At 36.2% G+C, this 26,884-nt stretch carries 25 protein-coding genes; 2 read left to right on the top strand and 23 right to left on the bottom strand.

The genetic code is table 11. The annotated features are described in order from the left end of the window. Positions 1–71 precede the first annotated feature (71 nt). The 7 genes from manA to rimP form a co-directional block, all read right to left on the bottom strand. Positions 72–1,019: a mannose-6-phosphate isomerase, class I gene (gene manA, locus MKX45_RS05225; RefSeq protein ID WP_340816881.1), complete on the bottom strand. Its 948-nt coding sequence runs from the start codon at positions 1,017–1,019 to the stop codon at positions 72–74. Positions 1,020–1,197: 178 nt separating this feature from the next. Continuing rightward, on the bottom strand, positions 1,198–1,557 hold the full coding sequence (rbfA, locus tag MKX45_RS05220) for a 30S ribosome-binding factor RbfA (protein ID WP_003132494.1): 360 nt from the start codon (positions 1,555–1,557) through the stop codon (positions 1,198–1,200). A gap of 314 nt (positions 1,558–1,871) precedes the next feature. Further along, the gene (gene infB / locus MKX45_RS05215; RefSeq protein ID WP_340816880.1) at positions 1,872–4,706 is read right to left on the bottom strand and encodes a translation initiation factor IF-2; all 2,835 of its coding nucleotides are present in this window, start codon (positions 4,704–4,706) and stop codon (positions 1,872–1,874) included. 20 nt (positions 4,707–4,726) lie between these two features. Beyond that, the gene (locus tag MKX45_RS05210; RefSeq protein ID WP_057720464.1) at positions 4,727–5,032 is read right to left on the bottom strand and encodes a YlxQ-related RNA-binding protein; all 306 of its coding nucleotides are present in this window, start codon (positions 5,030–5,032) and stop codon (positions 4,727–4,729) included. A gap of 2 nt (positions 5,033–5,034) precedes the next feature. Continuing rightward, positions 5,035–5,361 carry an RNase P modulator RnpM gene (gene rnpM, locus MKX45_RS05205; protein ID WP_003132489.1) on the bottom strand — a complete coding sequence of 109 codons (327 nt, stop codon included), beginning with the start codon at positions 5,359–5,361 and terminating at the stop codon, positions 5,035–5,037. Between the two features lie 165 nt (positions 5,362–5,526). After that, positions 5,527–6,675: a transcription termination factor NusA gene (gene nusA / locus MKX45_RS05200; protein ID WP_139008607.1), complete on the bottom strand. Its 1,149-nt coding sequence runs from the start codon at positions 6,673–6,675 to the stop codon at positions 5,527–5,529. 164 nt (positions 6,676–6,839) lie between these two features. Then, positions 6,840–7,313, bottom strand: a complete 474-nt coding sequence (gene rimP, locus MKX45_RS05195) for a ribosome maturation factor RimP (protein WP_057720466.1) — start codon at positions 7,311–7,313, stop codon at positions 6,840–6,842. A gap of 272 nt (positions 7,314–7,585) precedes the next feature. Between rimP and MKX45_RS05190 the strand changes: the two genes are divergently transcribed. Together MKX45_RS05190 and MKX45_RS05185 are read left to right on the top strand one after the other, a co-directional pair. Next, the gene (locus MKX45_RS05190; protein WP_340816879.1) at positions 7,586–7,990 is read left to right on the top strand and encodes a CidA/LrgA family protein; all 405 of its coding nucleotides are present in this window, start codon (positions 7,586–7,588) and stop codon (positions 7,988–7,990) included. Positions 7,991–8,008: 18 nt separating this feature from the next. Then, on the top strand, positions 8,009–8,707 hold the full coding sequence (locus MKX45_RS05185) for an LrgB family protein (protein WP_057720467.1): 699 nt from the start codon (positions 8,009–8,011) through the stop codon (positions 8,705–8,707). A 73-nt stretch (positions 8,708–8,780) separates the two neighbouring features. Here MKX45_RS05185 and MKX45_RS05180 read toward each other — a convergent pair whose 3' ends face one another. The 16 genes from MKX45_RS05180 to MKX45_RS05105 form a co-directional block, all read right to left on the bottom strand. After that, complete coding sequence (locus MKX45_RS05180) at positions 8,781–9,506, bottom strand: pilin N-terminal domain-containing protein (protein WP_128267706.1); 726 nt, start codon at positions 9,504–9,506, stop codon at positions 8,781–8,783. Beyond that, positions 9,493–10,788 carry a class C sortase gene (locus MKX45_RS05175; protein WP_227149801.1) on the bottom strand — a complete coding sequence of 432 codons (1,296 nt, stop codon included), beginning with the start codon at positions 10,786–10,788 and terminating at the stop codon, positions 9,493–9,495. Before MKX45_RS05175 ends, MKX45_RS05180 begins: the two co-directional genes overlap by 14 nt. 64 nt (positions 10,789–10,852) lie before the next feature. After that, positions 10,853–12,697 (bottom strand): SpaH/EbpB family LPXTG-anchored major pilin, encoded by a 1,845-nt coding sequence (locus MKX45_RS05170; protein ID WP_340816878.1) that lies wholly within the window; start codon positions 12,695–12,697, stop codon positions 10,853–10,855. Between the two features lie 108 nt (positions 12,698–12,805). Further along, positions 12,806–16,477 (bottom strand): beta strand repeat-containing protein, encoded by a 3,672-nt coding sequence (locus tag MKX45_RS05165; protein ID WP_340816877.1) that lies wholly within the window; start codon positions 16,475–16,477, stop codon positions 12,806–12,808. A gap of 407 nt (positions 16,478–16,884) precedes the next feature. Continuing rightward, entirely contained in the window at positions 16,885–17,082 is a 198-nt protein-coding gene (locus tag MKX45_RS05160; RefSeq protein ID WP_057720673.1) for a hypothetical protein, read from the bottom strand. A 115-nt stretch (positions 17,083–17,197) separates the two neighbouring features. Next, positions 17,198–17,488: an LPXTG cell wall anchor domain-containing protein gene (locus MKX45_RS05155; RefSeq protein ID WP_057720674.1), complete on the bottom strand. Its 291-nt coding sequence runs from the start codon at positions 17,486–17,488 to the stop codon at positions 17,198–17,200. A gap of 18 nt (positions 17,489–17,506) precedes the next feature. Beyond that, positions 17,507–18,592, bottom strand: coding sequence for a DUF916 and DUF3324 domain-containing protein (locus MKX45_RS05150; RefSeq protein WP_340816876.1), 1,086 nt, complete (start codon positions 18,590–18,592; stop codon positions 17,507–17,509). A 246-nt stretch (positions 18,593–18,838) separates the two neighbouring features. Next, on the bottom strand, positions 18,839–19,684 hold the full coding sequence (locus tag MKX45_RS05145; RefSeq protein ID WP_015426076.1) for an Rgg/GadR/MutR family transcriptional regulator: 846 nt from the start codon (positions 19,682–19,684) through the stop codon (positions 18,839–18,841). Between the two features lie 105 nt (positions 19,685–19,789). Continuing rightward, positions 19,790–21,100 carry a ribosome biogenesis GTPase Der gene (gene der, locus MKX45_RS05140; RefSeq protein ID WP_003132476.1) on the bottom strand — a complete coding sequence of 437 codons (1,311 nt, stop codon included), beginning with the start codon at positions 21,098–21,100 and terminating at the stop codon, positions 19,790–19,792. Positions 21,101–21,206: 106 nt separating this feature from the next. Further along, positions 21,207–21,833, bottom strand: coding sequence for a pentapeptide repeat-containing protein (locus MKX45_RS05135; RefSeq protein WP_057720676.1), 627 nt, complete (start codon positions 21,831–21,833; stop codon positions 21,207–21,209). Then, positions 21,830–22,552, bottom strand: coding sequence for an NADPH-dependent oxidoreductase (locus MKX45_RS05130; protein WP_003132474.1), 723 nt, complete (start codon positions 22,550–22,552; stop codon positions 21,830–21,832). The genes MKX45_RS05135 and MKX45_RS05130 overlap by 4 nt, the downstream gene beginning before the upstream one ends. Next, positions 22,545–23,426, bottom strand: coding sequence for a primosomal protein DnaI (dnaI, locus tag MKX45_RS05125; protein ID WP_015426075.1), 882 nt, complete (start codon positions 23,424–23,426; stop codon positions 22,545–22,547). The genes MKX45_RS05130 and dnaI overlap by 8 nt, the downstream gene beginning before the upstream one ends. Next, positions 23,426–24,601: a replication initiation and membrane attachment family protein gene (locus tag MKX45_RS05120; RefSeq protein ID WP_340816875.1), complete on the bottom strand. Its 1,176-nt coding sequence runs from the start codon at positions 24,599–24,601 to the stop codon at positions 23,426–23,428. Before MKX45_RS05120 ends, dnaI begins: the two co-directional genes overlap by 1 nt. Before the next feature lie 170 nt (positions 24,602–24,771). Continuing rightward, positions 24,772–25,218: a transcriptional regulator NrdR gene (gene nrdR / locus MKX45_RS05115; protein WP_003132469.1), complete on the bottom strand. Its 447-nt coding sequence runs from the start codon at positions 25,216–25,218 to the stop codon at positions 24,772–24,774. Positions 25,219–25,336: 118 nt separating this feature from the next. Beyond that, on the bottom strand, positions 25,337–25,990 hold the full coding sequence (gene trmB, locus MKX45_RS05110; protein ID WP_003132468.1) for a tRNA (guanosine(46)-N7)-methyltransferase TrmB: 654 nt from the start codon (positions 25,988–25,990) through the stop codon (positions 25,337–25,339). A gap of 120 nt (positions 25,991–26,110) precedes the next feature. Next, entirely contained in the window at positions 26,111–26,884 is a 774-nt protein-coding gene (locus tag MKX45_RS05105) for a phosphotransferase family protein (RefSeq protein WP_003132467.1), read from the bottom strand.

Raw genomic sequence — 26,884 nt, 5'->3', positions numbered from 1 at the left:
ACAGAAATAATTTCAACAAAAAAAGTTACTGACAGAAAATTTAAAGTTTTCATCAGTAACTTTTGAATTCATTAGGCAGGATTGCTGGCAATAATTTCTAATTGACCAGACAAATTCCATTTTTCAATGTTGCTTGGTAAGATGAAATGAGCTCCTTTTTCAACTGGATATTCATACCCATCAACTATTAATTTTCCTTGACCATCAAGTACAGAAACTAAAGTGTAATCTGCAACTTTGGTAAATTCATGGTCACCATGAATTTGCCATTTATAAACATCAAAGAAATCTGATTTCACAAGAGTTGTAATTTCTGCATCAGCAAATTTTTCAGTTTTAACTTGATTTTCAGGAACTTTGTCGCCCGGAATATTCAATACATCAATTGATTGTTGAATATGTAATTCACGTAGATTTCCTTGGTCATCTTTACGGTCAAAATCATAAACACGGTAAGTTGTATCAGAAGATTGTTGTGTTTCAAGAATAACAATTCCAGCACCAATTGCGTGCATTGTTCCTGACGGAACATGGAAGAAATCTCCTGTTTTCACTTTTACCTTACGTAACAAATGATCCCAATCACCAGATTTAATCATTTCTGCTAATTCTTCACGTGATTTAGCATTATGTCCATAGATAATCTCAGCGCCTGGTTCAGCTGAAATAATGTACCAACATTCAGTTTTTCCAAGTTCACCTTCATGTTTTTGTCCATATTCATCATCTGGATGAACTTGCACAGAAAGCCAGTCATTGGCATCTAAAATTTTAGTTAGTAAGGGAAAAACTTCTTTTTTACTATCACCAAACAATTCGCGGTGACTTGCGTATAATTGGTCAAGTTTTTGACCTTTAAATTCGCCATTAGCAATTGTTGACACACCATGTGGATGAGCAGAAATAGCCCAATATTCACCAACTTTGTCTGATGGCAAATCATAGCCAAACTCTTTCAAATGGTCGCCGCCCCAGATTTTTTCTTGCAAAACTGAGTTCAAAAACAATGGTTCTTTCATAATTTCCTCCAAATGAGCAGATTTTATTCGCTTTCATTTCACAATGTCTATTATATCACAAAATTTATCTAGAACAATTCTGTCAGTATTTTTATGACAAAAAAAGTTACTGACAGAACTGTCAGAATGTATTCAACCTAAAGAATACACTCAATTTTTTTGTCAGTAACTTTTTTAATTAATATTCTGATTTATTGTTAAGCCCACGAAGAAGCTCATCAATTTTTGAACCATATTCAACAGATTCATCTTTTGCAAAAGTTAAATCTGGAATTTTGAAAATGGTCATGCGTTTTGCCAATTCACTTTTGAATAGTCCGGTTGCTTTTTTCAAAGCAGTTGCGGCTTTTTCATTATCAGAGGCAAGATTTGACAAGAGACTATAATAAACAGTCGCTTGACTCAAATCACCAGTCAATTGAACATCAGTGATATTTACATCTTGAACACGTGGATCACGTACTTTATTTCGTAAAATATCATTGATTTCGCGTTGAATTTCTACAGCGACACGGTCGCTACGAAAAGAATTTCCCATTTTCTCCTCCTATTTTTTCGTTTAAAATGTAGATAAATGATTTTTAAATCACTTTTCCACTCCCACATTTAAAATGAGTAAAAGCTCCCAGAAACAATAAACTTAAATAAAATTCATCATTTTTAACCAGTCGCCCTCACCTTTTATTTAATTGAGTTCACCTTCTTAGAAGTCTGTGAAAATAGACAAAATAGAACCTACACTACGCGTAGAACCACATTTTCTATCTACGCTGTCCATTCTCGCTAAACTGCTAAACCAGTTAGTCGAAGTAGCAATTATCATAACTTCTGGACAGTCGAGCTCACCTCTTATTATTTACGTTCGATTTCAACCATTTTGTAAACTTCAAATGTATCATCAATTTCAACATCGTTGAAGTCTTCAACCATCAAACCACCTTCTTGAGCATTTCCGACTTCTTTAACGTCATCTTTGAAATGTTTAAGACTGGCAATAGCTCCATCATGAATCACGACACCTTCACGAATGACACGGACAGAAGCATCACGGGCAACTTTACCACGAATAACCATAAATCCGGCAATTGTACCAACTTTAGAAACGTTGAATGTTTCGCGAACAATTGCTTCACCAATGATTTCTTCTTTGAACTCAGGATCAAGCATTCCACGCATTGCTGTTTCAACTTCTTCAATTACTTTATAAATAATGCTGTGCAAACGAATATCAACTTCTTCTTGAGCCGCTTGTTCACGTGCAAGACCAGTTGGACGAACATTGAAACCAATGATAATCGCATTTGATGCTGCTGCAAGTGAAATATCAGACTCTGAAATTGCCCCAACAGCTGAATGGACGATATCTACTTTCACACCTTCAACTTCAATTTTTTGAAGTGAAGCAGCAAGCGCTTCTGCAGAACCTTGAACATCCGCTTTGATGATAATGTTAACAGATTTAGTTTGACCTTCTTTAAGAGTATCAAAGAGATTGTCCAAGTTAACACGGCGTGTATTTTGACGTTTGATCAATTGAGCACGTTTAGCACGTTCTTCCCCAGCCGCACGAGCTGCTTTTTCATCTTCAAATACTGCGAAGTGATCACCAGCTCGTGGTACGTCAGAAAGACCAGTTAATTCAATTGGAGTTGACGGACCAGCTTCTTTAATCCGACGTCCGAGGTCATTTGTCATTGTACGAACACGACCATATGTGTTTCCGACAACAATTGGATCTTGAACATGAAGTGTTCCTTGTTGTACCAAGAGAGTTGCAATTGCCCCTTTACCTTGGTCAAGACGTGCTTCAACAACAGTACCAATGGCACGAACAGTTGGGTCAGCCTTAAGTTCTTGCACTTCTGCCACAAGAAGAACTGTATCTAACAATTCATCAAGATTTTGGTTAAATTTAGCCGAAATTTCAACGAATTCTGAACCATTTTCTGGATCCCAAGCGACTGGGAATACACCATGTTCAGTAAGTTCTTGTGTTACACGTTGTGGATTTGCACCTGGTTTATCAATTTTGTTGATTGCAACAATAATTGGCACCCCAGCAGCTTTAGAGTGGTTGATTGCTTCAATTGTTTGTGGCATTACGCCATCATCAGCAGCAACTACAAGGATTGTAATATCTGTGACAGAAGCACCACGAGCACGCATAGAAGTGAAGGCTTCGTGACCTGGTGTATCAAGGAAAGTAATTTTCTTACCATTCGCTTTGATTTGGTAAGCACCAATATGTTGAGTGATACCACCTGCTTCTCCCTCAGTCACACGAGATTCGCGGAAACGGTCAAGCAAGGTTGTTTTACCATGGTCAACGTGTCCCATAATTGTTACAACGGCTGGACGTTCAACCATGTTTTCTTCTTTAAGATATCCATCTTCAACAAACAAACGTTCAATATCTGATTTGTCTTCTTCAACTTTTTTGACTGGTGTTACACCATAATCCATGAGAATCAACTCAATTGTATCTTCATCAAGTGATTGGTTTTGATTGACCATTGTTCCCATCATGAAGAGTTTTTTGATAATTTCAGCTGGTTCGCGTTTGATTGATTTAGCAATATCTTGAACATTCATTCCTACTTCATATTCAAGACTTTCTGGTAATTCATGGAATTTACGTTGAGTTGCTGGAACACTTGAAGATTGGTTGTTTTGGTGACGACCACGACCACCTTTTTGATTCCAGTTTGAGTTACGCGCATTACGAACTTGATTACGATTATCATTTACGCGAAGTGGACCACCTTTACGGTTACCATCTTTTGTATTATCGCGGTTATTATCAGATTTTTTACGGTCACGGTCACGACGGTTTGTTTTACCAGAAGTAGCTGGTGCAAATGAATCTGTTGCTGGTGCGCTACCTGATGAAGCGAATTTGTCACGTTTTTGACCTTGATTTTGTCCTTGACCAGATGAACGGTTCTTATCATAATGGTTTCCACCTTGACCATTCCCATTTTGGTTAGGACGGCGATTATCATTACGATTATTTCGGTCATTACGATTTTTGTCGAATTTTTTCTTTTCAGGACGAGCTGCCGCTTGTTCTTTTTTGATATCTTCGGCACGTTTAATAACTTTGATTTGAATTCTTGGTTTTTGAGTCAATGATTTTTTCTTTTCTTCAGTAACAACTGGTTCTTTTTTATCAGCAACATTTTCTGGTTTTACTTCAGCTTTTGACGTTGCTGTGTTATCTTTTGTTTCTACTTTTTCAACTTTTGGCTCAGATTTAGCTTCAACTTTTGGTTCAGCTTTTTTAACTGGTTCACTAGCTTTAGGTTTTTCTGTAACCACAGGATGTTCAGTTGATGCAACTTCTACTTTTGCTGCTTTTTCAGCTTCTTCTTTAGCTTTAATTCTTGCTAAAATTGCTGGGTCCTCAACAACTGCTTTTCCAGCAAATGTGCGTGGATGGTCTTCCTTGTTTTTCTTTGCTGACTCAGCAGCTTTTGGTTGACTTTTTTTAACAGGTTTTTCAGCAACTTTAGCAGTTTGGTCAGTGCCTGTTTTTGCACTTTGAATGATTTTTTCTGCTTGTTCTGCTGTTACAGAACTTGAATGTGATTTCACTTCAAAACCGAGAGTTTGTGCTGCCGAAACAAGTTCAGCATTTGTTAATCCAGTTTCCTTAGCAATTTGGTTTATACGTTTTTTATCAGACAATCTTTGTCCTCCTTATATCATCAATTGTTCATGAGGCTCTCCATTTTCTTTGCAAATCCATCGTCCACAAGTGCAATAACCTTGCGATTTTGTCCTATGGCGTGCGATAATTCTATTTCTGTAAAGAGTGTTGAGACAGCAATCTCATAATAATTTGATTTATCAGTAATTCTTTTACTCAAATTTTCTGCGGCATCATTGGCAAGAAAAACTAATGTAGCTTTACTGCTTTGAATTGATTTAATCACCAATTCTTCACCACTAATAATTTTTCCAGCTCGTTTTGCAATCCCTAGTAAATTTGAAATTTGTTGTTTTTTATCCATCTTTAGTCGTAGTCCGGCGCTAAATCAGCGGAATAGGTTGCAGATTCAAGTTCTCGTCGAGCAACAAGGTGTTCAACATAAGTGATTAACTCATCATAGAACTCATCAGCAATTTTAGTTTGAAAAGCTCGGTCAAAAACACGTTTTTTCTTAGCTTCTCTTGCTTCTTTATTCAAAATAGCAATATAAGCTCCGCGTCCATGTGCTTTACCAGAAGGGTCAATTGAAATTTCTCCCTCTTTATTATAAGCAATCCGTAACAAATCCTTTTTGGGAAATTGTTCATTCGAGACTAAAGATTTTCTCATTGGAGTTTTTTTCTGTTTCATCGAAAATCCTCAAAATTTCTGTTGAAAAAATGACTGACAGCCAATTTTTTGACCACTAGAATATCAGCCATTTTAATGACAGACCTATAAAAAAGAAATTATCAGCACCTTTGTGCTTTTCCTAATCTTTTATTTTCTGTCAGTAAATTTTCAAGCTTTTAAAATTTATTCTTCACTTTCGCTAACTTCAGGTGTTTCAACAACTTCTTCAACTACAAAAGTTTCGTCAACTTCAGTTGTTGGAATTTCTTCCCCATCTTCACCCACGAATTCATAATCATCCATATTGAATTCATCAGCCGCTTTAATATCAATTTTACTGTTTGTAACGTGTGCAGCAAGACGAACATTTTGACCACGTTTACCAATGGCAAGTGACAATTGGTCGCGCGCAACAACTGCTAAACTTGAACCATCAGCAGTAATCAAAACTTGTTCAATACGAGCAGGTTTTAAAGCATTAGCAACAAGTGTTGCTTTATCTTCTGACCATTCAATGATATCCATTTTTTCACCCGCAAGTTCGCGAATGATTCCTTGGATACGTGAACCTTTAGCCCCAACCATTGTACCAATTGCATCAACATTTTCATCATGACTTTGAACGATGACTTTAGCACGGTCTCCAGCATCACGAGCAATTGATTTGATTTCAACAGTTCCATCAAAAACTTCAGGAATTTCTTTTTCAAACATACGTTTAAGCATATCAGGCGCAGTACGTGAAATGAAGACACGAGTTCCTTTTGGAGTCAAGACAACATCAGTAACATAAACTTTTACACGGTCTCCCACATGGAAGTTTTCCTGTGGAATTTGGTCTTTCTTAGTCAAAAGAGCATCAACACGGCCAAGATTTACATAAACGGCACGAGCATCAACTTTTTCAACAGTTCCTTGGATGATTTCATCTTTGTAACGGCTATATTCGTTATAAATAATTGTGCGTTCTTCTTCACGCATTTTTTGCATGATAACTTGTTTAGCAGCTCCAGCAGCAGTACGAGCAAAATCTTTTGGTTTTTCTTCAAACATAATTTTGTCGCCAATTTCATAGTGAGGATTTAATTCATGCGCATCCTCAAGTGAAATTTCAAGACGACTATCGAAAACTTCATCCACGACTTCACGAGTCGAATAAACATTGAAGTTTCCTTTCTTTTCATCAAAGATAACTTTAACATTTTGTGCTTGACCATATTGACGCTTGTAAGCTGCTGTGATAGCTTGCTCAATTGCTTCAATAACAATCTCAGATTTGATTCCTTTTTGCTCTTCTAACATTGCAAAGGCGTTCAGCATTTCTTTGCTCATTTTTTTCTCTCTTTCTTTTTATAAGAAAATTTCATTTTTAATATAAGCTAAGTTCGACTACCTTGAATCAAGGAAGTTTTACATTTTCGCCTAACTCAAGGAAATCGAACTCAGCTTCTAATTATTGACTCTCTTTAGAAAAATCAATAAATCCTGTCATATCTTTAAAATTTAACCATCGTTTGTGCTTTTGCAACAGCAGATAAAGGAATTTCAATATTTTTATGACGGGTCTTATCCAAGACATCTACCACTAAAGTTTCTCCATCAAAGCTTACCAAATCACCAGTAATTTCTTTTTCATTATTGATTTTTTGATAAAGTTTAACGAAAATATACTCACCAACTGCACCCGCAAAATGCTCATCTTTACGCAAAGGACGTTCAGCTCCTGGACTTGCAACCTCTAGTAGATAACCTTCTGTTGGAAACGGGTCTGGACTAATGGTATCAAGCAAAGGTGAAATGATTTCACTCAACTCAGCCGTCTCATCAATTTCGATTCCGCCTTCTTTATCCACCAGAATTGAAAGCATCATATCTCCACCAAATTTTTCCCATTCAACTGCAAACAGTTCAAAAGGTTGAGGAATATGAGGTCTAATGAAATCTTCTACAATTTTAACAACATCATTCATAGGCAATTCTCCTTTCATAAAATACAAAGTTAAAGTCAACTTCTATTTTAAAAACACAAGAGAAGGAGCGCCCTTACGAACGCTCCTTTCTAATAGTTTATTTATATTTATTATAACACGTTTCAAGTAAAAGTCAAGCACACATTTTAAATTTTTTATTAAGCCATTTTCATTAGTCTAAAGCCAGTTTATCCTTGAAAAAGCCTATCTCGAAGAGTACAATAAAAATTGTTGTAAAAATTATCCGTTATTAACTTAGGGAGTTAACAAATATGAAAATTTACCTGCAATTATTAATCATTTTTGGCTTTTCTTTTATTGGAAATGTCATTTCAAACGTCTTTCGTTTACCAGTTCCAGGCTCTATTCTAGGAATGATACTACTTTTCCTCACATTACAATTCAAAATTCTTGAATTTCGTCATGTTGATGAAGCCGGAAGCTTTCTTATCAATAATATGACCATTTTATTTTTGCCAGCCGGTGTTGGAATTATGGCCAAATGGAATTTGATTAGCCACTTTTGGGCACAAATCCTCTTGATTGTTGTTGGAGCACTCATTATAAATATGCTCATCTTAGGAAAATTAGTTGAATGGATTAAAGTTAAATTTGAAGGCGATTATGTCGCTTTAAAACCAGATACTACCGTCACTTCTTCCACTGAAGACCAATAATTTGGAGCATATAAAATCATGAATATTATCACTACCGACCCTCTCTTTGGCTTTGTCCTTACCGTTCTTGTCTTTATGATTGGAGTACGAATTAATGAAAACTTTCGTAAACCTTGGACAAACCCACTTCTTTTTGCGACTGTCGTAATAATCCTAATTCTCTCACTAGCTCATATCCCTTATAAAAACTATTATATCGGGGGTTCAATTATCAATGACCTTATTGGACCTAGTACCGTTGCTCTTGGCATTCCACTCTATAAAACTTTCCACTTGATGAAACATCACGCGCGCTCAATTGTTACCTCAATTGCTATTGCGGCTCTAGTCAACTGTATTTTTACCGCCCTTTGTGCTAAGTTTTTCAGCCTTAGTAAACTCGCTTCTCTTTCAATTTTCCCTAAATCAGTAACCACTGCAATGGCTATGGGAATTTCAGATAAAATGCATGGTGTTGAACAAATTACCGTTGTTGTCGTTGTTGCTACAGGAATCCTTACAAGCGTGCTAGGTGGCCCTCTTTTAAAACTCTTTAGAATTACTGACCCAGTTGCTCAAGGGATTGCCCTCGGAGGAACTGGACATGCTGTCGGAACCGGAACAGCGATTGAACTTGGAAAAACCCAAGGTGCAATGGCAGCTCTTAGTATCGGAGTGACTGGTATTATGTATGTGATATTTGCTCCAATCATTGCCAAAATCATTCTTGGCTATTAAAAAACTCCTATATAAATAAAAAAGGTTGAACACTTATTGTCCAACCTTTTTTATTTAGCTAAATTTAATCATTTTATTTAACTTCTTCTTCTTTTTTTCTGCGTTTTTTTAAGCAGATAATAATCAGAAATAAAACAAAACCATAAGAAGTTAATAAAAGAGAACTAGCTACACCAGTTTTTGGTAATAATCCAAAAACTTTTTTTGATGAATCATCCTTACTTTTAGGGGCTTTAGGAACTTCAATTGGTTTAGGAGCAGGCTCAGGTTTGTTTGGAGGTCCGGTTTTTTCCTTATCAACACTAGATTTAGGATAAATATAAACCTCATTTAATCCTGAAACTGGAGCCTTGATTACCAAAGGTAAAGCTGCTTTCAGCAAACCTTTCTGAGGATTAGTTTGTTCTTCAATCAAATAATAACCATCAGCCACAGATAAACTAGCTACTCCATTCGAGTCAGTCGCCAAATCAGCAACCTCTTTTAAAACTGTATAACTTGATGGCGGTGGATTTGTTGCCTTAAGTTCTGAACCATCCCCAGTAGGTGAAATTTCATAAACTAAATAATGAATTCCAGAAAGAACTGACAGTTCGTTTCCTAAATTATCCAAGGGGAGGTTATTAATCTGTAGTCCATCATTTGTCGTCTGATTCTCACTAAAGCCTGTCGCTCCAGGGCTTAGCCCATATTTTACAATAATTAAGCGACTATCAGCAAAAGCTTTTTGACTGACAAGTCCCAAAAACAAAAGCAAAGTGACTATTAAGAGCCCCATTAACTTGCTACTTTTTGTCAATTATCCCTCCCCCTTTCTTTAATTTATTAATATTCAAGCATTTTATATATTTTATATATCCCAATGCTTCTTCTGTTTTCAAAACATACTGCATTATTTTCTTATCACTAGTAAAAACAGGACCTATGACAAGCGCATGTTTTTCATCCCCATAACCTTGTTTCTCATTAATATAATTTTGCCAGTTTTCCGTTTTATCTTTAAATATCCAGCGGGACAACTTTTTAATTCTTTTTAATCGATAAACATTTAAGAAAAGCTCTACTGAGTTCAGCTTTTCTTTTTGAGCAAATTCATCTAACCACTGAAACGCTAGTTTCTTAGAATCAGTTAAATAAAAACCTTCACCAAAATCTCCTACCAATTGTCCATCAGAAAGAACAGGTTTTTCAATTTTTCTAGCAGCAACATGATATAAGTTCCGCTTTCTCCCAAAGAGTAACCATAAAAGATAGACTAATCCCAGAAACATTAAGAAAGCAGACCCAAACATCACCCAAAAATTATAACCAAACTGATTGCGTTGAATATCTTCTTGTGGCGTAACCTTTGATAATGCTGTTCTTTCACCAGTAACTAGTAATCTTTTGTTATTAATACCTGTTGGATAACAAGTGACTAAAGTCACCAAATCTCGTCCTTTTTCAATACTCAAAGATGAAACTTGATTGGGAGCAACGATGCGAATATCATTAATCTTGTATTTTAGAGTGAGATTCAAAACATGAAGATAAAAGATATCACCATTTTTGAGTTTATCTAGATTAGTAAATAAAGTATCATTCACTCGCCCAGAATGAGCAGGTAAGACAGCATGACTATTGATTCCTCCAATTGGCAAAGAGGATTGAGGCACATGTCCAACCCCTAGTCCCAAAATTTTTTCAGAATCTCCATGATAGATTGGAATATCATTGACTTTAATCTGAGGAATCGTGATGAAACCCATCATTCCCGTAGTATCAATTTTTAAGACATTGTTATAGTTAGGAATTGGCTTATTCCAAGCAATATGCTGACTTGCATCATAGATATATTCATTGTAAAGTTGCGCGTTATAAAGCTGTGCTTGACTAAGCAATTCCTTTACTTTAGCACTTCCTATATTTGAAAGATTTTCATCGTATTTCTGAACGGATTTGATATTTTGCTGTCCTGCCAAATAGTTAACAACAATCGGGTAGAACAACAATCCAATAGCAATTATCCCAAGAATAATACTCAGTAAATTTCGGAAACTGAAGCCCTTTTTACGGGAGGTTTTTGATTTTCTCTTCGCCATCATCCCCTCCTAATCTACAATATCAATTTGGCTAGTTTACCACTTCCATTAAAGATAAAGTTTTTTATTTCACAACTTCTTCTTCGTTATCTTTACGACGTTTAATAGCAAAAGCAATCACCCCTGAAACAGTTGCAATAGCAATGATTCCCGCTAAACCTTGTCCACCTGTAAATGGTAATGCAAATGGTTTATTATTGGTAATTGTAGTATCAGTAGCAGCTGGTGCTGTGCTTGCGGTGACGACACCAGTCAGGGTAGCTGCTGTAGTAACACTAGGAAGTTGATAACCTGTTGGAGCGGCAACTTCGACAAGATAGTAATTCGTAGTGTTACTGCCATCTGTGTTATTATCAACCAAGTTCAAGCCGTTAAAGGTTGCAATCCCATCTTTACCCGTAGTGAATGTGACTGGTGCAGTTGCACTTGTAGTTGCATTTCCTGAAGTATCCCCAGTGACAAAAGCCGCTTTACTTGAAGTTAGATTTGTTACTGTTCCACCTGAGGCTGAGTTATTAAAATAAGCTGCATTCGCTTCAACAAAATCTTGGGCATCCTCTTTATTATCAGCACGTACAACAGTAAAAGTTGCTCCTGCCAAAGCTACATTAGTTGAAGCATCTGTTTTAGTCATTTCAAGACCACCCACATTAAGTGTTGATTTAACTGCTGTCGTCGTTGAAAGATCTGCTCCATAAGCGTTAGTGATTGTCGTAGTGGCTGAATCTGTCGCACTACCAATGGCGCTTTTAACCGTTGATGGAATGATAATATTTAAAGCACCATCTGCGTTACCAAGCAAACTTGCTGCGTGTTGTTGGCCAGCCGTGGTCAAAGTAACCACGATTTTTCCATTGCCATCGTTTGTGATTGTATAGTCAGTTGTCGGAGTCAAAGTACCCACTTTTGTTCCACTTCCATTTGTAACATTTACAATCACCGTACTTGCTGTTACTGTCGAGCTGTTTACCAGATTATTAGGCAATTGGTCGGTAACAATATATGTACCTGTGACTCCTGTAGCCCCGTTTCCGTTGTTTGTTTGTGAAGAATCAAAAACTGTATTCACATTCCAATTCACTGTATTTCCAGCTGCCGCAGTTGTTGTATTTTGATTATCAGACCCATTTGTCCATGTTCCATTAGCCAAATTTTCATTACCAGCGTTATTGTCTGTATTTGTGAGCGTTTGGTCAGAATTTCCCGTTGCATTTGGATTAGCAATTTGATTTGGTGTTTGACCATTGAAATTATCATCCGCATTTGTTGTCGCACTCGTTCCTAAACCTGCTGAACTTGACATATCTAGTTTTGGATAAACGTTAACAATACCCGCTTGGCTATCTTCGTGGCTGACTTGGACGATAAAATCTCCAACAGTTGTAATCCCATTGACTGTTGTCACTTGATGAAACAGATAATAACGATCGGTCAAACCAGTGAAATCAGCAAGACCAGATGCATCTGTAGTGACTGGAGCTACAGAAGTTGTATCTGTAAATGAAGGATCAGTCACACCAGTCGGAACACCCGTCCCTACATATTTTGTTGCTGAAAAAGTCACATTTGCCATTGTGCTTGGAGTTGAACCTTCAAGAGTTGTTTGTTGGCTACCATCATTTTTGGTGCTTCCAGTATTTCCTGCTTGTCCTCCTGTTTGATTATTAGCAATCCCACTATCATTAACAGGATTGCCATCGGAATCTACAAGTCCGTTATTTTGCGTCGGATTTTGATTCCCAGCTGCTGATTGAGCATAAATAGTCACTTCACCATTGGATACTTGGTCGGTGACACTTGTTGTTTTGGCATTAACATTTAATAGTCCACTAAAACCAGCAAGTGTACTAAGGGCAAGAAGATTAATACTTGCCAGTGCAATTTTTTTATTAAGTGAATTAAGTTTCATTTGTTTTTCTCCATTTTTATTTGATTAATTTACTATTTTTAAAGCTAATCCTACTTTGTTCTCAAGTTTTAAAAATTGATTAAGTAGAATTTTCTCCTATTTTATTATTCAACATGATTTCCCCTTTCGCTGTAACTGTGCCAGATGAGCACGATTTTTTGTGTGAAATAGTTTTTGATATGGTCGCGTTCTCCGATTTTGTTGGAAAGTCTTTGATTTATTTCTCTTAGTCTTTCGTAATGCCACTGAATTATCAACTTTTAAAAGAGTCTCTTCTTCTGACTTTTTACGTTTTCTAAGAAAGACTCCTCCCATTCCAGTAAGAGCAGCTAAGCTCACTACCCCAGCAATTCCTTCGCCACCTGTAAAGGGTAAACTGAAAGGTTCCGCAACATTAATTGTATCTGATACAGTCGCCGTGCCCCCACCAGTATAACTATAAGTCACACTGATAGTATAAATTCCTTGATGAAGTTTTCCCTGAGCAATCGTCACATTTCCTTGATTATCAAGTTCAATATCGTTTACTGTAATATCAACTGTCTTACTATTGCCTTCATAGTCTGTATAACTGATATTCGTTACACTTTCGCTAATTGGTGTAAGAGAACCATTAAGACCAAGATTGAGGGTATTCGTCAAGCTTGCAGAACCAATAAGTGGCACATTTGTTGTCGTTCCATTGATGAGATTAACGTAAGCAAGAGCTGTTGTTTGTGTCCCATTAATTGGGTCAGTATATTGATAGGTCACTTGATAGAGTCCCGCAGGCTGACTAGACAGTTGACTAGCTTGAAGATTAGCACCCGTACCCACATTAGTAAGATTTGAAATCGTCATGTTAGTTGCTGCCGCAGCTGAACCGTCACTATTGGTCGAACTTGATTTAAGAGCAGCTGTCAAAAGAGCAGAAATGCTTGGATTCGTACTCGGCATATTCCCCACTGTGTAGGTCAAATTATTGACATTAACTGTTGCGGGAAGTGGCTGATAAAGAACAGCAAATTGGTCTATTGCGGCATTGGTTGTCGTATTTGTCGTGAAATTATTGACATTCGGTGGAAAATTGTAATAAGCGTTATTTCCAGCAAGAGCCGCTTCCATTGAGCTAAAGTTTGTCGTTGCTGTCAAACCTGATGTTGTAATTCCAGTGGTTTGACTAATATCACCCGTATTATTACTATGACGAACACTTACGATTTTATATCCAGGGATGGCAAGTGTCGCATTTGTGGTTGGAAACTTGTTGGTTCCACTGACTCCCTGCAAGCTAGAGTATGCTTGTCCTTGGGAAGCAATAAATTGTGTCGGAGCATTCACCGTATTTGATGTCGGAGCGGTTGTCGTTAATCCGATTCCTGTGTACATTTTATAGGTATTCAAACCGCTTGTGACTCCCAAAGTTGTTGTTCCAGTAGGTGTCGTTGTTTCCAATAACACCTTTGGTTGAGCAGCATTTATCGCAACTACACCATTTGTCGATGTTGTTCCTGCTGCATTTGACATTTTCCAAATACTATCAGTATAAGCAGTTGTTGAAGGAGTTAAATCAAGTGTTCCATCAGATTTATAGTGAGCTCCTGAAAAAGGGGCTAGATAAAACTGAATCGTATTATTGCTTTGGCTAGTAGCGGTGAAAGTAGCTCCTCCAGAGCTATATGATGTAAAAGCTTGAGGAATCTGTCCTGCATAGCTATAACCTACAATATAGTATCCTGATGGAGCTGTAAATGTAAGAGGACTTGTAATAGTTGTAGAGTTGATGGTAACCGAAGAGGTAAGCACATTTGCACCCGCTGTAGTGGATAAACTTGTTCCTCTGGCAATCGTAATGACATCTCCAACATTTGCCGTAATTGTCGCTGTCGTCCCTGTGCCATTCAAAGTCAGATTTCCTGTTGGTCCAGCAATTCCAGCTGTATTGGTAAAACCAGGTGTCCCATCAACGAAAGTAAAACTCCCTGCAATATTGGCAGGATTTGCCGTTAAAGTCACAGTATAATTATTGTTGGTACTCGTCGCTGAAACCGTTGGATTAGCTGCTGTGAAAGCAGCAAGTGTTTGAGCGGTTGTCGTTCCTACATAGGTTGCAGCCCCATTGCTAATTGATGTGATATTGTATCCGGCAGGTACGGCGTTTGTAAGAGCTGTTGCATAATTAGATAGCAAAGTGGTATTTGTGAAAGGATTATCGGTAACAACCGATGTGTCCGTTGTTACACCTGTTCCTGCTGCACCATATGCAAGATTAGTTGGAAGAGTTGCAAGTGTTGTTCCCGTCGCTTTCGCCCAGTTGAACGAAACGGTTTGTTGACTGGGTGTATAACTCACATTTAGTGCATTAGGGTTGGTTGTTCCTACAATAAAGTTAGAAACAGTTGTGGCTGAAGTATTCGTTGTGGATGCTGGGTTTGCTGCAAGAACTGTCGTTGTTGTTGCAGAATTAGCTTGATAACCTGTTGGAGCTGCTGGAACAACGTAGGTATAAGTATTATTATCTGGGTTTGTTGAACTTGGAGCAGTTAAGGCTGCACCAATCGTATCACTGACATTTGCCGTAATTGAACTTTGTGCCATAGATGGAATCGGCTGCCCTGTAACTTTATTGAGATAGTTTATAGGTACAGGTTCTGTTCCTTTTGAGCCAGTAATCGTTGCTCCATTTAAAGAAACAGAAAGATTACCATAATTCTTCCCTGTCCCGCCAACAAAACCAACTGTTAATGAATTTTGTAGATTAGTATGAGTTGTTAAGGTATAACCACCCGTTCCTCCATTGACAGCACTTGCTCCAATTAATGCGCCATTACTTGTTGTTTGAGCAATCAAATTAAATGTTAAAGTCCCTGAAGTATAACCTGTGCTTGCAGTATTTGTTGCATCAGGAGTCCAAGTGACTGTAACAGGTTCTTGTACGGACGAGGTAATAGGAGAGGCAACACCTAATGCATAGCTTGTGTCGGTTGCAAAGGTGTAGGCTGTCCCATTTTGAGTGTTGGTCACGGGACTATAGGGAGCAGCACTACCTAGTGAAGGATAATTAGCAGCTTGTAAAGTTCCACTACTATCCGTATTGCGAATTGCCATTACAACTCCTGGACCATCTGTCCAACCATTTACAGTTGCAGATCCGTCAATTCCTGTCAACGAACCGTTTGAGACGCTGGATAAATTAGAATAAAGATCGCGGCCGAGGAAAACTGTGTTAGGCAGACCTCTAATTCCAAGCCCATCATTTGTCGCCTGAGAAGATTGAGCATTTGCTGCTAACTGTGCCTTTGATGCCCCTGTTAAAATAACCCCGATGGCATCTCCTGATTTTGTGAAATCAGTCAGAGAACTTCCTGAATCAACTTTAATTGTTGACTTCAAGGTAAAACCTGTTGTTGCTGAAATAGCTGAAACTGATCCATTAAATATTCCTAAACCAACACTATTAGCTGTTGATGAAACAAGATTAATCCAATTACTTGCTACAACTGCTTTACCATATAAAGCATAGTTTGAAGAATTAGCAAATTCAGTTCCAGAGTAGGTATGTCCTCCTGTATCATAACTTGTATTTCCTGGAACCAAAGTTCCAGAAGAGCTTGTTGCTGCATGTGCATTTTCAGTCTTGGGAATAAAAGCTAGATTTCCCAATGGAAGTAAAGAACTAACTGTAAGAGTTATTAAAGTTAATCCGTAGAGCCATTTTTTCTTTGATTTCCAAGTTCGGAATTTTCTTTTTGGTGTTTTATGACTTATTCTATAGCCATTTTGATGCTTAGAATGATACATCTATTTATTCCTCACTTTCTTTATCTTTAATAAATTTTCATTTAAAATAGAGGATTTTAAGAATATAATTTTCAATTGATTATCTTGCTATCATTTTAACATTGCAATTTTATTTCATCAAGTTAAACGAAAGAAAAATATTTAATGTAATCAAAATCTTTCTAACTGTGTAACAGTACTTATGAGCTTGAAAAATTAAAAATTATTATAAAATGACTTTTAATAAAGGCTTACAAAGCCTTGTATTATTTAGATTAAAATAAAAAAAAAAAAAACGTTTCGTTTTACGAACGGTTTATATATGACATTTTCTATGTAATCTTTCAGTAATCATTATCTTAATCAAAAAAATCTTGTGAGAAATTATAGATTCTCACAAGATTTGTCAACTTAGAAAATTAACTACCTTAAGGTGCAGTTGCTAATGCCCATGTAACTTCACCTTGATAATTGGCTTTAGGAACTTGCAAATTATTTTGGGCTGTTAATTTGAAAAACTTACTATCAGAATTGAGTACCTCTGTCACCTTACCTGTACTTGAATTATTATCAGACCCGACTAAAATCGGAGAATTCAAGGTCATTACGGTTCCGTTATAAGCCATCAGGCTGTCCATAAAGGAGAGACCAAGTGAACTACTTGTAATTTGTTGAGTTTGCTCAACATTAAGCGTCCAAGAAAGATTTCCATAGATATTCTTCCTTTCTTGAAGAAATTTATTATATTTTGCTTGCTCTTTTTTTAAAATAGAGCAAAGTTGACAAGCTAATCAGAAGTGTCTCTGTAGGAATTAGGTTATTTGTAACTTTACCTGTTTTAGGAAGACTTCCTGTTGGTTGAGATGTATCTAGATTTCCCTCGCCCCCAGGAACGGTAGGTTTGGGAATATTTGGATTGGTAACAAAAGTTATCGTTGTATCACTCGTTACTTTATCTGCACTTTGGGCATCTGCTCGTGGTGGATGTCCAACCAAGAATAAGAATAGAATCACAGTAATTAACTTTTTCACTTAAGTTTCTCCTTTCTTTTAAATTGATTTATCTTCATCTTCATTAGTCTTATCTTCTTGTTCTTCTTTTTTCCGACGCTTTATGAATAAAAAGATAAGAGCAATTAATAATAGAATAATCACGATTAAACCAATTATTAGTAGCCAATCAAGTCCAGAATTTTGATTTACAGTTGCATCTTTGGCATTTAAAGCTGTGGCTCTTTCTCCAGTGATTGTAAAGTCTTTATCAAAGGTCCATTTATAATCATATTTTGTGACTTGGCCATTTACCATGGTTTGATGTGTTCCATTTGTATCCTTACTTCCATAAACCGTCATCTTTATATGGTATTTACCTGGTTTAAGTGGTTCTAATGTTTTGCCATTTAACACACCTTGTATTGAAACAGGGATGGTTAAATTAAAATTTGAATTTGGAGCCATTTCCATTGCTGCATTATTATATGAATAGTTGACGGATTTATCATCTAACTTGGTTACAGTCGCACTAGTGTTCATCTGCATGAGATAAGCAGGGGCACTATTCGTTAGATTTGCTGTAATTACATTTCGACCATTCACTTGGTCTGGACCAACTTTACCTAGGTTGAGGGTTGGGTCAACTTTGGCTGTATCATTTTGCAGGACAAGTCCAATCACATAACGATAGCGGTTGGTGATAGAAACGCCACTACTTTTTTGAGTGCTTTCTGAAGTGCTAGCATCTTCAAAGTTAAATCCTCCAGCAATTACTCCTTTGATGTTTTCATCAGGCATTGTTACTGTGGCGGTTACAGTTGTTGCACTTTTGGGTTTTATTGTCAGCGTCTGAGGAAGTTTAACATAGTCTTTTAAATTTATTTTTAATGATGGGTCTGGCTTGACTAAGTCTGGGGTGTAACCTACATTTCCTGATTGACTTGTGAAGGCTGTTCCAAAACTTGTTTTCACTTTAATCGTCTGATTTGAATTATTATTTAAGGTAAACTCTACATTTTGAGTTTGCTTTGGTTTCAAAAGAAGATTGAAGTAGCCAAGATTTTGTCCAACTTGATTTTCACCTATTTTGGGTGTGACTGAAAAATTTGCAGAATCTGCATGAACGGTCTGAGTCGCAATCATTAAAACTGAAAGACTGACTAAACTTACTAGGATATTTTTTTATTTTTCATTGTTTCCTCCTTCTCTTCCTCTTGTTTACAAACACATTATAGCATTGCATAAACATTTCTTAAATAGATATAATTGGCACTTTTGGGTTTTGTAATTGTACTTAATTTTTTAAAAATCAAATTATTTTTTGAAAATCCTTTCACAAAAATGGCTTAACCATGTGTATTTTTAGGATTTCAAAACAAAAAACGTTCATTATTCAGAACGATTTTTCTTTGTTATTCTCTTGTCATATTGCATTTTTAAGGTATTGCGAAAGTCTATGGCACCGATTTTCTTCAAAAATCTTAGTGTATCTTGCAATTGATTCTTCCCCTTTTTTTCATCAATATAATAATAACAGTAAAATGATTGAGCATAATTGATAATAACGCGACTCATCACATCTCCAGGCATAAAAAATTGCTTAGAAATTTCAAGAATTTCTTGAGCATTTTCTTTTTTCCCTGTATCAACATAGTTGAGAATTACTTTGTAGAGAAAACGATAGATGAGTACTCGATAATATAAAACATTCTCATAATAGGATTTATTATATAGAAAATCTTCTAATATATTATCAATTAAAGTATCATTGAGTTTATCTCCAATATTTGCCAGAATTGAAAGTTCAAATAATCCCCAAAATTGGATTCCTTTAATATAATCTTCAAGTTCATCAATTTCTTGCGAAAGTAGATGTTGATAAAGTCCTTTAGCTGAATATGCTACTAGTTTTTGTTCTTTGCTCCCACTTCTATTTTCTTGATAAATTTCTTGGAGGTGTTTAATATCTCTTTGATAGTAGGCTTGTTCAATCTCATCAAATATGGAAATATAACTATCTTGTTCACCATTATTAATCATTAGACTATAGTCTAATGGAGAAACATTCATTTTTTGAAGTGCAAAATCAAGTCGGTCAAAGGAGAGCATGCTTTTACCATTTTCAAAATTGGAGAGGGTTGACTTTGCAATACCCAGTTCTTCAAAGGCTGAAAGCGAAAACCCATGTTGAATTCTAAGGTCATGGAAGGCTTTCCCGTATTTAAAATATACCATTTAATCTTCTTTCAATTAAATTAATTTTTTTAATAGTATATTTCAAATTTAGAAATTTTGCAATTATTTTGCATAAAAAAACACTGATAAAATCAGTGAATTTTTTTATTTACGTTTACGTGCAATCAAATGAACTGGTGTTCCTTCAAAAACAAAGGCTTTACGGATTTGATTTTCAAGGAAACGAAGATATGAGAAGTGCATGAGTTCTTCTTCATTGACAAAAACAACAAAAGTTGGTGGTTTAATCGCTACTTGTGTTGCATAGAAAATCTTCAAACGTTTTCCTTTGTCCGTCGGAGTTGGATTAATCGCTACAGCATCCATAATGACATCATTCAAAACAGAACTTGAAATACGTAAGTTTTGTGCATGGTGAATTTCTTTAATCATATCTGGGAGTTTATTCAGACGTTGTCCTGTCTTAGCAGATACATAAACGATTGGTGCATAATCAAGGAATTTGAACTTTGTCCGAATTTCTAATTCAAAGTTTTTCATTGTATCGTTATCTTTTTCAAGGGTATCCCATTTATTGACAACAATCAAAATTCCTTTACCAGCTTCGTGAGCAAATCCAGCGATACGCATATCATATTCGCGAATACCTTCTTCAGCGTTAATCACCATCAAAACGATATCTGAACGGTCAATCGCACGCATGGCACGCATGACTGAGTATTTTTCAGTATTTTCATAAATTTTTCCTGATTTACGCATTCCGGCGGTATCAATCATAACAAATTCTTGGTCTTCAGAATCGACAAAGTGTGTGTCAATCGCATCACGAGTTGTTCCTGCAATTGGACTAGCAATTACGCGGTCTTCGCCAAGAATAGCATTAATAAGAGATGATTTCCCAACGTTTGGGCGGCCAATCAAGCTGAACTTGATGACATTCTCATTTTCTTCTTCAATTTCATTAGGAAGATTTTGAACGATTGCATCAAGGACATCCCCTGTCCCAATCCCGTGGACGGCTGAAACAGGATAAGGATCGCCAAGTCCAAGTGAGTAGAAATCAAAGATTTCCATTCGACGTTCTGGGTTATCGACTTTATTGACAACAAGAATAACTGGTTTATCTGTACGATAAAGAATATTAGCAACGGCTTCATCGGCATCTGTAATACCTGTTTCTCCGTCAACAACAGCGATGATAACATCTGCTTCGGTCATGGCAATTTCGGCTTGCGCACGAATTTCAGTCATGAAAGGTTCATCTGAAAGTTCAATCCCACCTGTATCAATGATATTGAATTTACGGGTTAACCATTCTCCTGTGGCATAGATACGGTCACGAGTTACACCTGGAATGTCTTCGACAATTGAGATGCGTTCTCCTGCAATACGGTTGAATATCGTTGATTTTCCGACATTTGGACGGCCAACGATGGCTACTGTAGGTAAGCTCATATTTTTATTTCTTTCTTTGTTTACTTATTGGATAAAAAATTATAATAGCGAAGGAGTTTGTAATCCATAGACTATATAATTTTAGACTTGGGTTTCGAGGTTCATTTTAGATAATTTCAATGCCAAATAGGCTAGTAAAAAATGGGGCTTGACTAAGACTTATCTTCATATTTTTAGCGAGTTGAGGTGTAACTTCCATGCGTTCAAATTGATTCGTAGAAAAATCAATTCCTGCAAGTGCTGTTTCCCAAAAATTTGCTGCTTCTAATTGATTTTTTAAAAGCTCCACATTCTTAAAATTACAGGCAGTAAAGAAGGTTTCTCTAGCTTCATTTTCTAAAAAGCGGACTGACTTTAAGGTAGAACCTGAAAAATTTGCATAAGTCATTAGATTTTCTGTAAACTGAAGGTCTTGTAAGTGACTTTCAGTAAAATCAGTTCCTAGCAATTTGCAGGATTTAAAGATTGAGCGATAAATGCCAATTTTATTGAAGTTTAAATTGGAAAAATCACATTTTTCAAAAAGGCAATCTGTAAATTCACTGATCGTATTGTCAGTAAATTCAAAGGTTGTGTTTTTGAAAGAACATCCTGAAAAAATAGTTCTTTGATTGATTGTCAAAGTTTCATCTATAAATTCTGCTTGATAGATTTCTCCATCAATAAAATCTTGACTTGTGGCTACTTGATAGGTGGCTGGAAGTTTTGGTTCTAAGATTTTCTTTAATTTCACAGTAATTTTTTCGCCTTTAAATTTTCTGTTGAAGCTGAAATTTCTGGTTGGCCCCACTGGTCTACAATCCGTTCAGACCATTTGTTTAAGCGTCTATTTCCAGCATATTCTTCTTGAACTTGGTCATATTTTTCAATGGTTTCAGACGTTTGCTCAACATATTTTTCTTTAAAAGCTGTTGCTTCCAAAGGAAGACGTGGTTTTACTTTGTTCAAACGAGCGGCTTTACCGAGTGCAATGCCAAAAATAGGATAAGTATAATCTGGCAAGTTCAAGACTTTAGAAATTTCTGAGGATTGGTCTCGAATTAAGCCAACCATCACCCCGTTGTAGCCTAAAGATTCCGCTGCAAGAAGCGCATTTTGTCCAGCTGTTGCGGCATCAACTGATGTAATCAATAAGCTTTCAATTCCTTGCGGTTGGAAATTGCCTTGATGCAATTCGACTGCCTTTTGGGCACGATTTAAATCGCCAACAAAAACTAAATATGCTGCACAATTTTTGATTGATTTTTGTGGTTGAAATTCATAAATCGCATCTTTTTGAGCTTGTGATTCTACAACAATCACAGAATATGATTGGAAATTTTTCCATGTTGATGCCATTTGAGCAGCTTTTAAGATTTTTTCCAAATCTTTAGGCTCAATTGCTTCTTCTGTAAAATTTCTGACCGAAGTGTGATTCATCATTAAATCAATCGTTTCATTTGTTTCAGTCATGACGTCTATTCGTCCCCTCTAATCGCATTTCTTCTGCCAAATATTTCACGCGTTCCATAACACGTTTTGCTGGCCAAATTTCATCAGCTCGCTTGGTTTCGGCTAAATGCTGTTCTAATTCTTCCATTCTTAAATTTGAAGTGAAGAAAGTCGGGAGATTTTCTTGCATGCGATGTTGTAAAATGACTTGTAAAATACTGTCACGAACCCAAGCGTTGTTTTGCTCTGCCCCAATATCATCCAAAACTAAAACTTGGCTGGCTTTTATTTCATTGACCCAGACTTTGGCATTGTCAAAATCTAAATCAGAAATGAAAGTGGGATAATGAAGTAAAGTTGTTGAAATTCCTTTTTTGGCTAATTCGTTTGCCATTGCCGCAAGCATGAAAGATTTCCCAACACCAAAATCTCCATAAAGATAAAGTCCTTTTTTCTTGGGAAAATTAGTAATAAAATCAACTAGGGCTTGGTATGGTTTGATTCTTTGAACATCATCAAGGGCAATATCTGCCAAAGTGACTTGTTTTAAATCTTTTGGAAGTCCAATAATATTCACACGTCGCAAAAGGTTTTGAGCTGCTTGTTGCTGCGCCAATTCATTTGTCGTTTGATATGAAACATCAGCATAGCCATGATTCATGATTAAAACAGGTTCATAACCGTCAGCTGCCCGTTTTTCACCTTTTTCAAATTTTTCATGCTCACGAACGTATTCATAAAACTTGGAGTAAGAGCGTTGAATTTCGTCAGAAGTCATTTGATGTTGGGCAATAAAAGCTTGCACATCAGCATTTTTTAATACTTCTGCGACTAATTTTTCAAAATTTTCACGGATGTCTTGACGTTTTCCTAAGATGTCTCCGATAGATTCCATTAATTTTGCTCTCCTTTCAGTTTTTTGAGAGAGTCAAGCCTTATTTTCTCAAGTTTTGCAAGTTCTTCTTGGCTTGTCTTATTTTCATAATCTGGATTTGACCATTTTGGTGCTTCTTTTTTGATTTTCATTGGTCGTTTTTCAGCTCCAGTTTTTGCTTTAACAGCAGCTAATTCTTCTCGTTCCAAAATTCGTTTTACCGCTGTTTCAGCTGTAAATACTTCATTTCTCATCCAGTCGTTGGCTAATGCATTTACAAAATTTGGATTTAACGACGCATTTTTTTGCTGTACTAAAACATAGTGAATCAAAATATTTTGGACTTCTGCTGGCAAATTTTGGCGACTTAAATTAGTTAAAAGCTTATGTTCTTCCGAACTGACAAAGCCTCCAGCTTGCGCTTTTATCTGTCGGATGAAATCATCTGGTTCATGAGATTTACTGATGACAATCAAATCGGCAAATGCTTTAGGAAAAGCTGAAAGTGCTGGTTGCGGTTGGCTAGCTCCTGAAAGACTTCTCATCAAATTATTCATGTTCAAAGTTTTATCAGCATTGGCTGTTTTTTCTGCTTGCTTGAATAATTCGTACCAATTGAGTTCAAATTTTTCTGCTAGTGAATAGAGTGTTAAGGAGTCTTGATTTTCATTGTTTAAATGATAGCCTTGACGTTCCATAATACTTTTAAAGGCCCCCATATCAAAACGCTCATTTGTATTTGAGTGGTTTTGTTGAGCTTGCGAGTCAAAACTAACTTTATAAACTTCATGAAATTTCTTGGAAACTTCTTTTCCTTTTGGTTCCATTCTTTTAGCTAAAGCAGCTACTCGATTTTCACCAATTCTTGAAATCAAAAGTTGTCTATAAAAATCATCTGCAAGAAAATTTTCAAAATTTAGCGGACTTTTTACTTCAAAATAAAGACTGGTATGATCATCATAAACGCGAACTAATGATAAGCCAGATAATTTATCTAATGCTTCAATAAAAGGATTAAGACCGAGATTTAGATATTCCAAAAAGTGAGAAATTCTTCCAGTAGAAAAACTTAGCATTAACTGATAAAGCGCAAAGGCATCCGTGCCAATGATTGGTAAATAGAGCAGACGAAAAGCCTCAGCGTCAAAGCTGGTCTTTCCTCGATTAAGCATTGTAAATGAATCTCCTGCTCTCATTTTTTTCCTCACTTTTTACTGACAGAAAGTTCAGCAAGCTGATCTTTCTTTTATTTGCCGATAAAATGCTCCCTATTCAGTCGCTTTTAATGACAGAAAGTTCAGCGAGCTGATCTTTCTTTTATTTGCCGATAAAATGCTCCCTATTCAGTCGCATTTTACTGACGGATTTATTTTTTGGTAATATTTTTAAGGAGCTCTTCTAATTCACTGACATCTTTGAATGAACGATAGACGCTGGCAAATCTGATATAGGTGATATCATCCAATTCAGCTAGTTCTTGCATCACAAATTCACCAATGACATCTGATTCAACTTCATTACTGTCTAGTTGACGAATTTTTCTTTCAACATTTGCAACTGTTGTTTCAATATCTTCACTTGATACTGGGCGTTTGTATGCTGAACGAACTAAACCACGAACAATTTTTTCACGATTAAAGGGTTCACGTTTGTCATCTTTTTTGATGACTAAAAGGGGCATTTCTTCGATACGTTCAAAGGTTGTGAAGCGAAAACCACATGATTCACAAACACGACGACGGCGAATAGCATCTTCGGCTTGTCTTGAATCAACAACTTTTGATTCTTCAGAAGAACACTTTGGACATCTCATTTTATTCTCCTTAATAGATAATAAATTCTTATTAATTTTACTGACAGAAAATTGGTTTAGACTTTCTTATTCTGTCAGTAATTTTTTTCATTAGTTTTAATGACAGAAAGCAACTTATTTACTTCTTGGGCAAAAATTTTGCTTCTAATCGATAAATTACTTGACCTTTTTGTGAGAATTTTTGCTCATACTCGGTCATTACATTTTGAGGTGCAAATTCTTCGTCTTGGTGTAAATCTAACCAAACTTTTTTAAGTTCCATGCCATAGTTAGCTAAAGAAACTAAAGAATATTCAAACAATCCACGATTATCAGTTTTGAAATGAATTTCACCTTCAGGACGTAAAATCTTTTCATAAGTTGCAAGAAAAGATTTATAAGTCAAACGACGTTTTTCATGACGTCCTTTTGGCCAAGGGTCAGAAAAGTTCAAATAGACTTGGTCAATTTCACCATCAGCAAAATATTCACTCAAAGCAGCTCCATCAACAAGCATCATTTGTACGTTTGGCAAATCTGCTTCAATTGCTTTATCTAAAGCATAAGATAAAACTGATAATTGCATATCAATTGCAATGTAATTTATTTCTGGATGAAGAGCTGCCATTCCTGTGATGAAAGCTCCTTTTCCACAACCAACTTCAATATGAATCGGATGATCATTTCCAAAACGTTCTGACCAACGTCCTTTAAAGTCCGCTGGATTTTCAACTACGATATGTGCGTTTTCAGCAAGCATTTCGCCTGCCCCTTTACGATTTCTGACGCGCATTTTTACCTCAATTTTTTAATTTTTGATAGAAAATCAGCAAAAGTGATCTTCTGTTTCTTTATTTTTATTATTCAATTATAAGCCAAAAAATAGGAAGGTCCAAACCCTAGCCTATTTTTACTAAAATAATTCACAAAATTTACGAAGTCCCAAGATTTCTTGATTTACTTCTTTCATTTTTCCTCTAGAAAGATATTCAGAGATTTGGCGAAGAAAAGAAAGTTTTCCATACCAAGCCACTTTATCCATAATATCTGAACGAGGTCTAACACCAGATGTCATCAACCACAAAGACCAGTTATTTGGTTTAATATAATGTGATAAAACATGTGCCATATCAACCATTGAATCTGATAAAAAGACGGTATCCCAATCTACTAAATAAATTTTTCCTGAATTATCATCCACTAACCAATTTTTATGATTGACATCGCCATGAACGACTACGACCTCTTCATTTTTGATTTCGGGAACTTGTTGACGCATTTCTTCAATGATTCCTGACAAAAAATGATTTGTTCGTAAAGCCTCAGTATTTTGGACACAATCCTCTAATAATTGTTCAGGAAGAATAATTTGACTTCCCAACTTCTTATAAGATTCAACCAATTTTTTTGAGTCATGCAAATGTGCTAAAATATGATTAATTTGGCGGTCTTCCATATCCTCAGGACTTAGTGTATGACCGTCAATCCAAGGTTGAGCAGATAAGGTATCGCCTTCAGCCGTACGTTTTGTCCATAAGACTTTTGGCGTGATTCCCTCAAGATAAATACTCGGCAAAAATGGACTGCCGTTTTTTTTAATAAAAACGCGTTCCTGATCACTTTTCCCAAAAAATGCATTGCCAGAGCCACCTTTAACAGGCGTCATATCCCAATCGGCTTTCATCAT

Source organism: Lactococcus sp. FSL W8-0209 (genome assembly GCF_038006585.1).
Taxonomy (GTDB): domain Bacteria; phylum Bacillota; class Bacilli; order Lactobacillales; family Streptococcaceae; genus Lactococcus; species Lactococcus lactis.
This window is presented reverse-complemented; position numbering and strand designations above follow the sequence as displayed.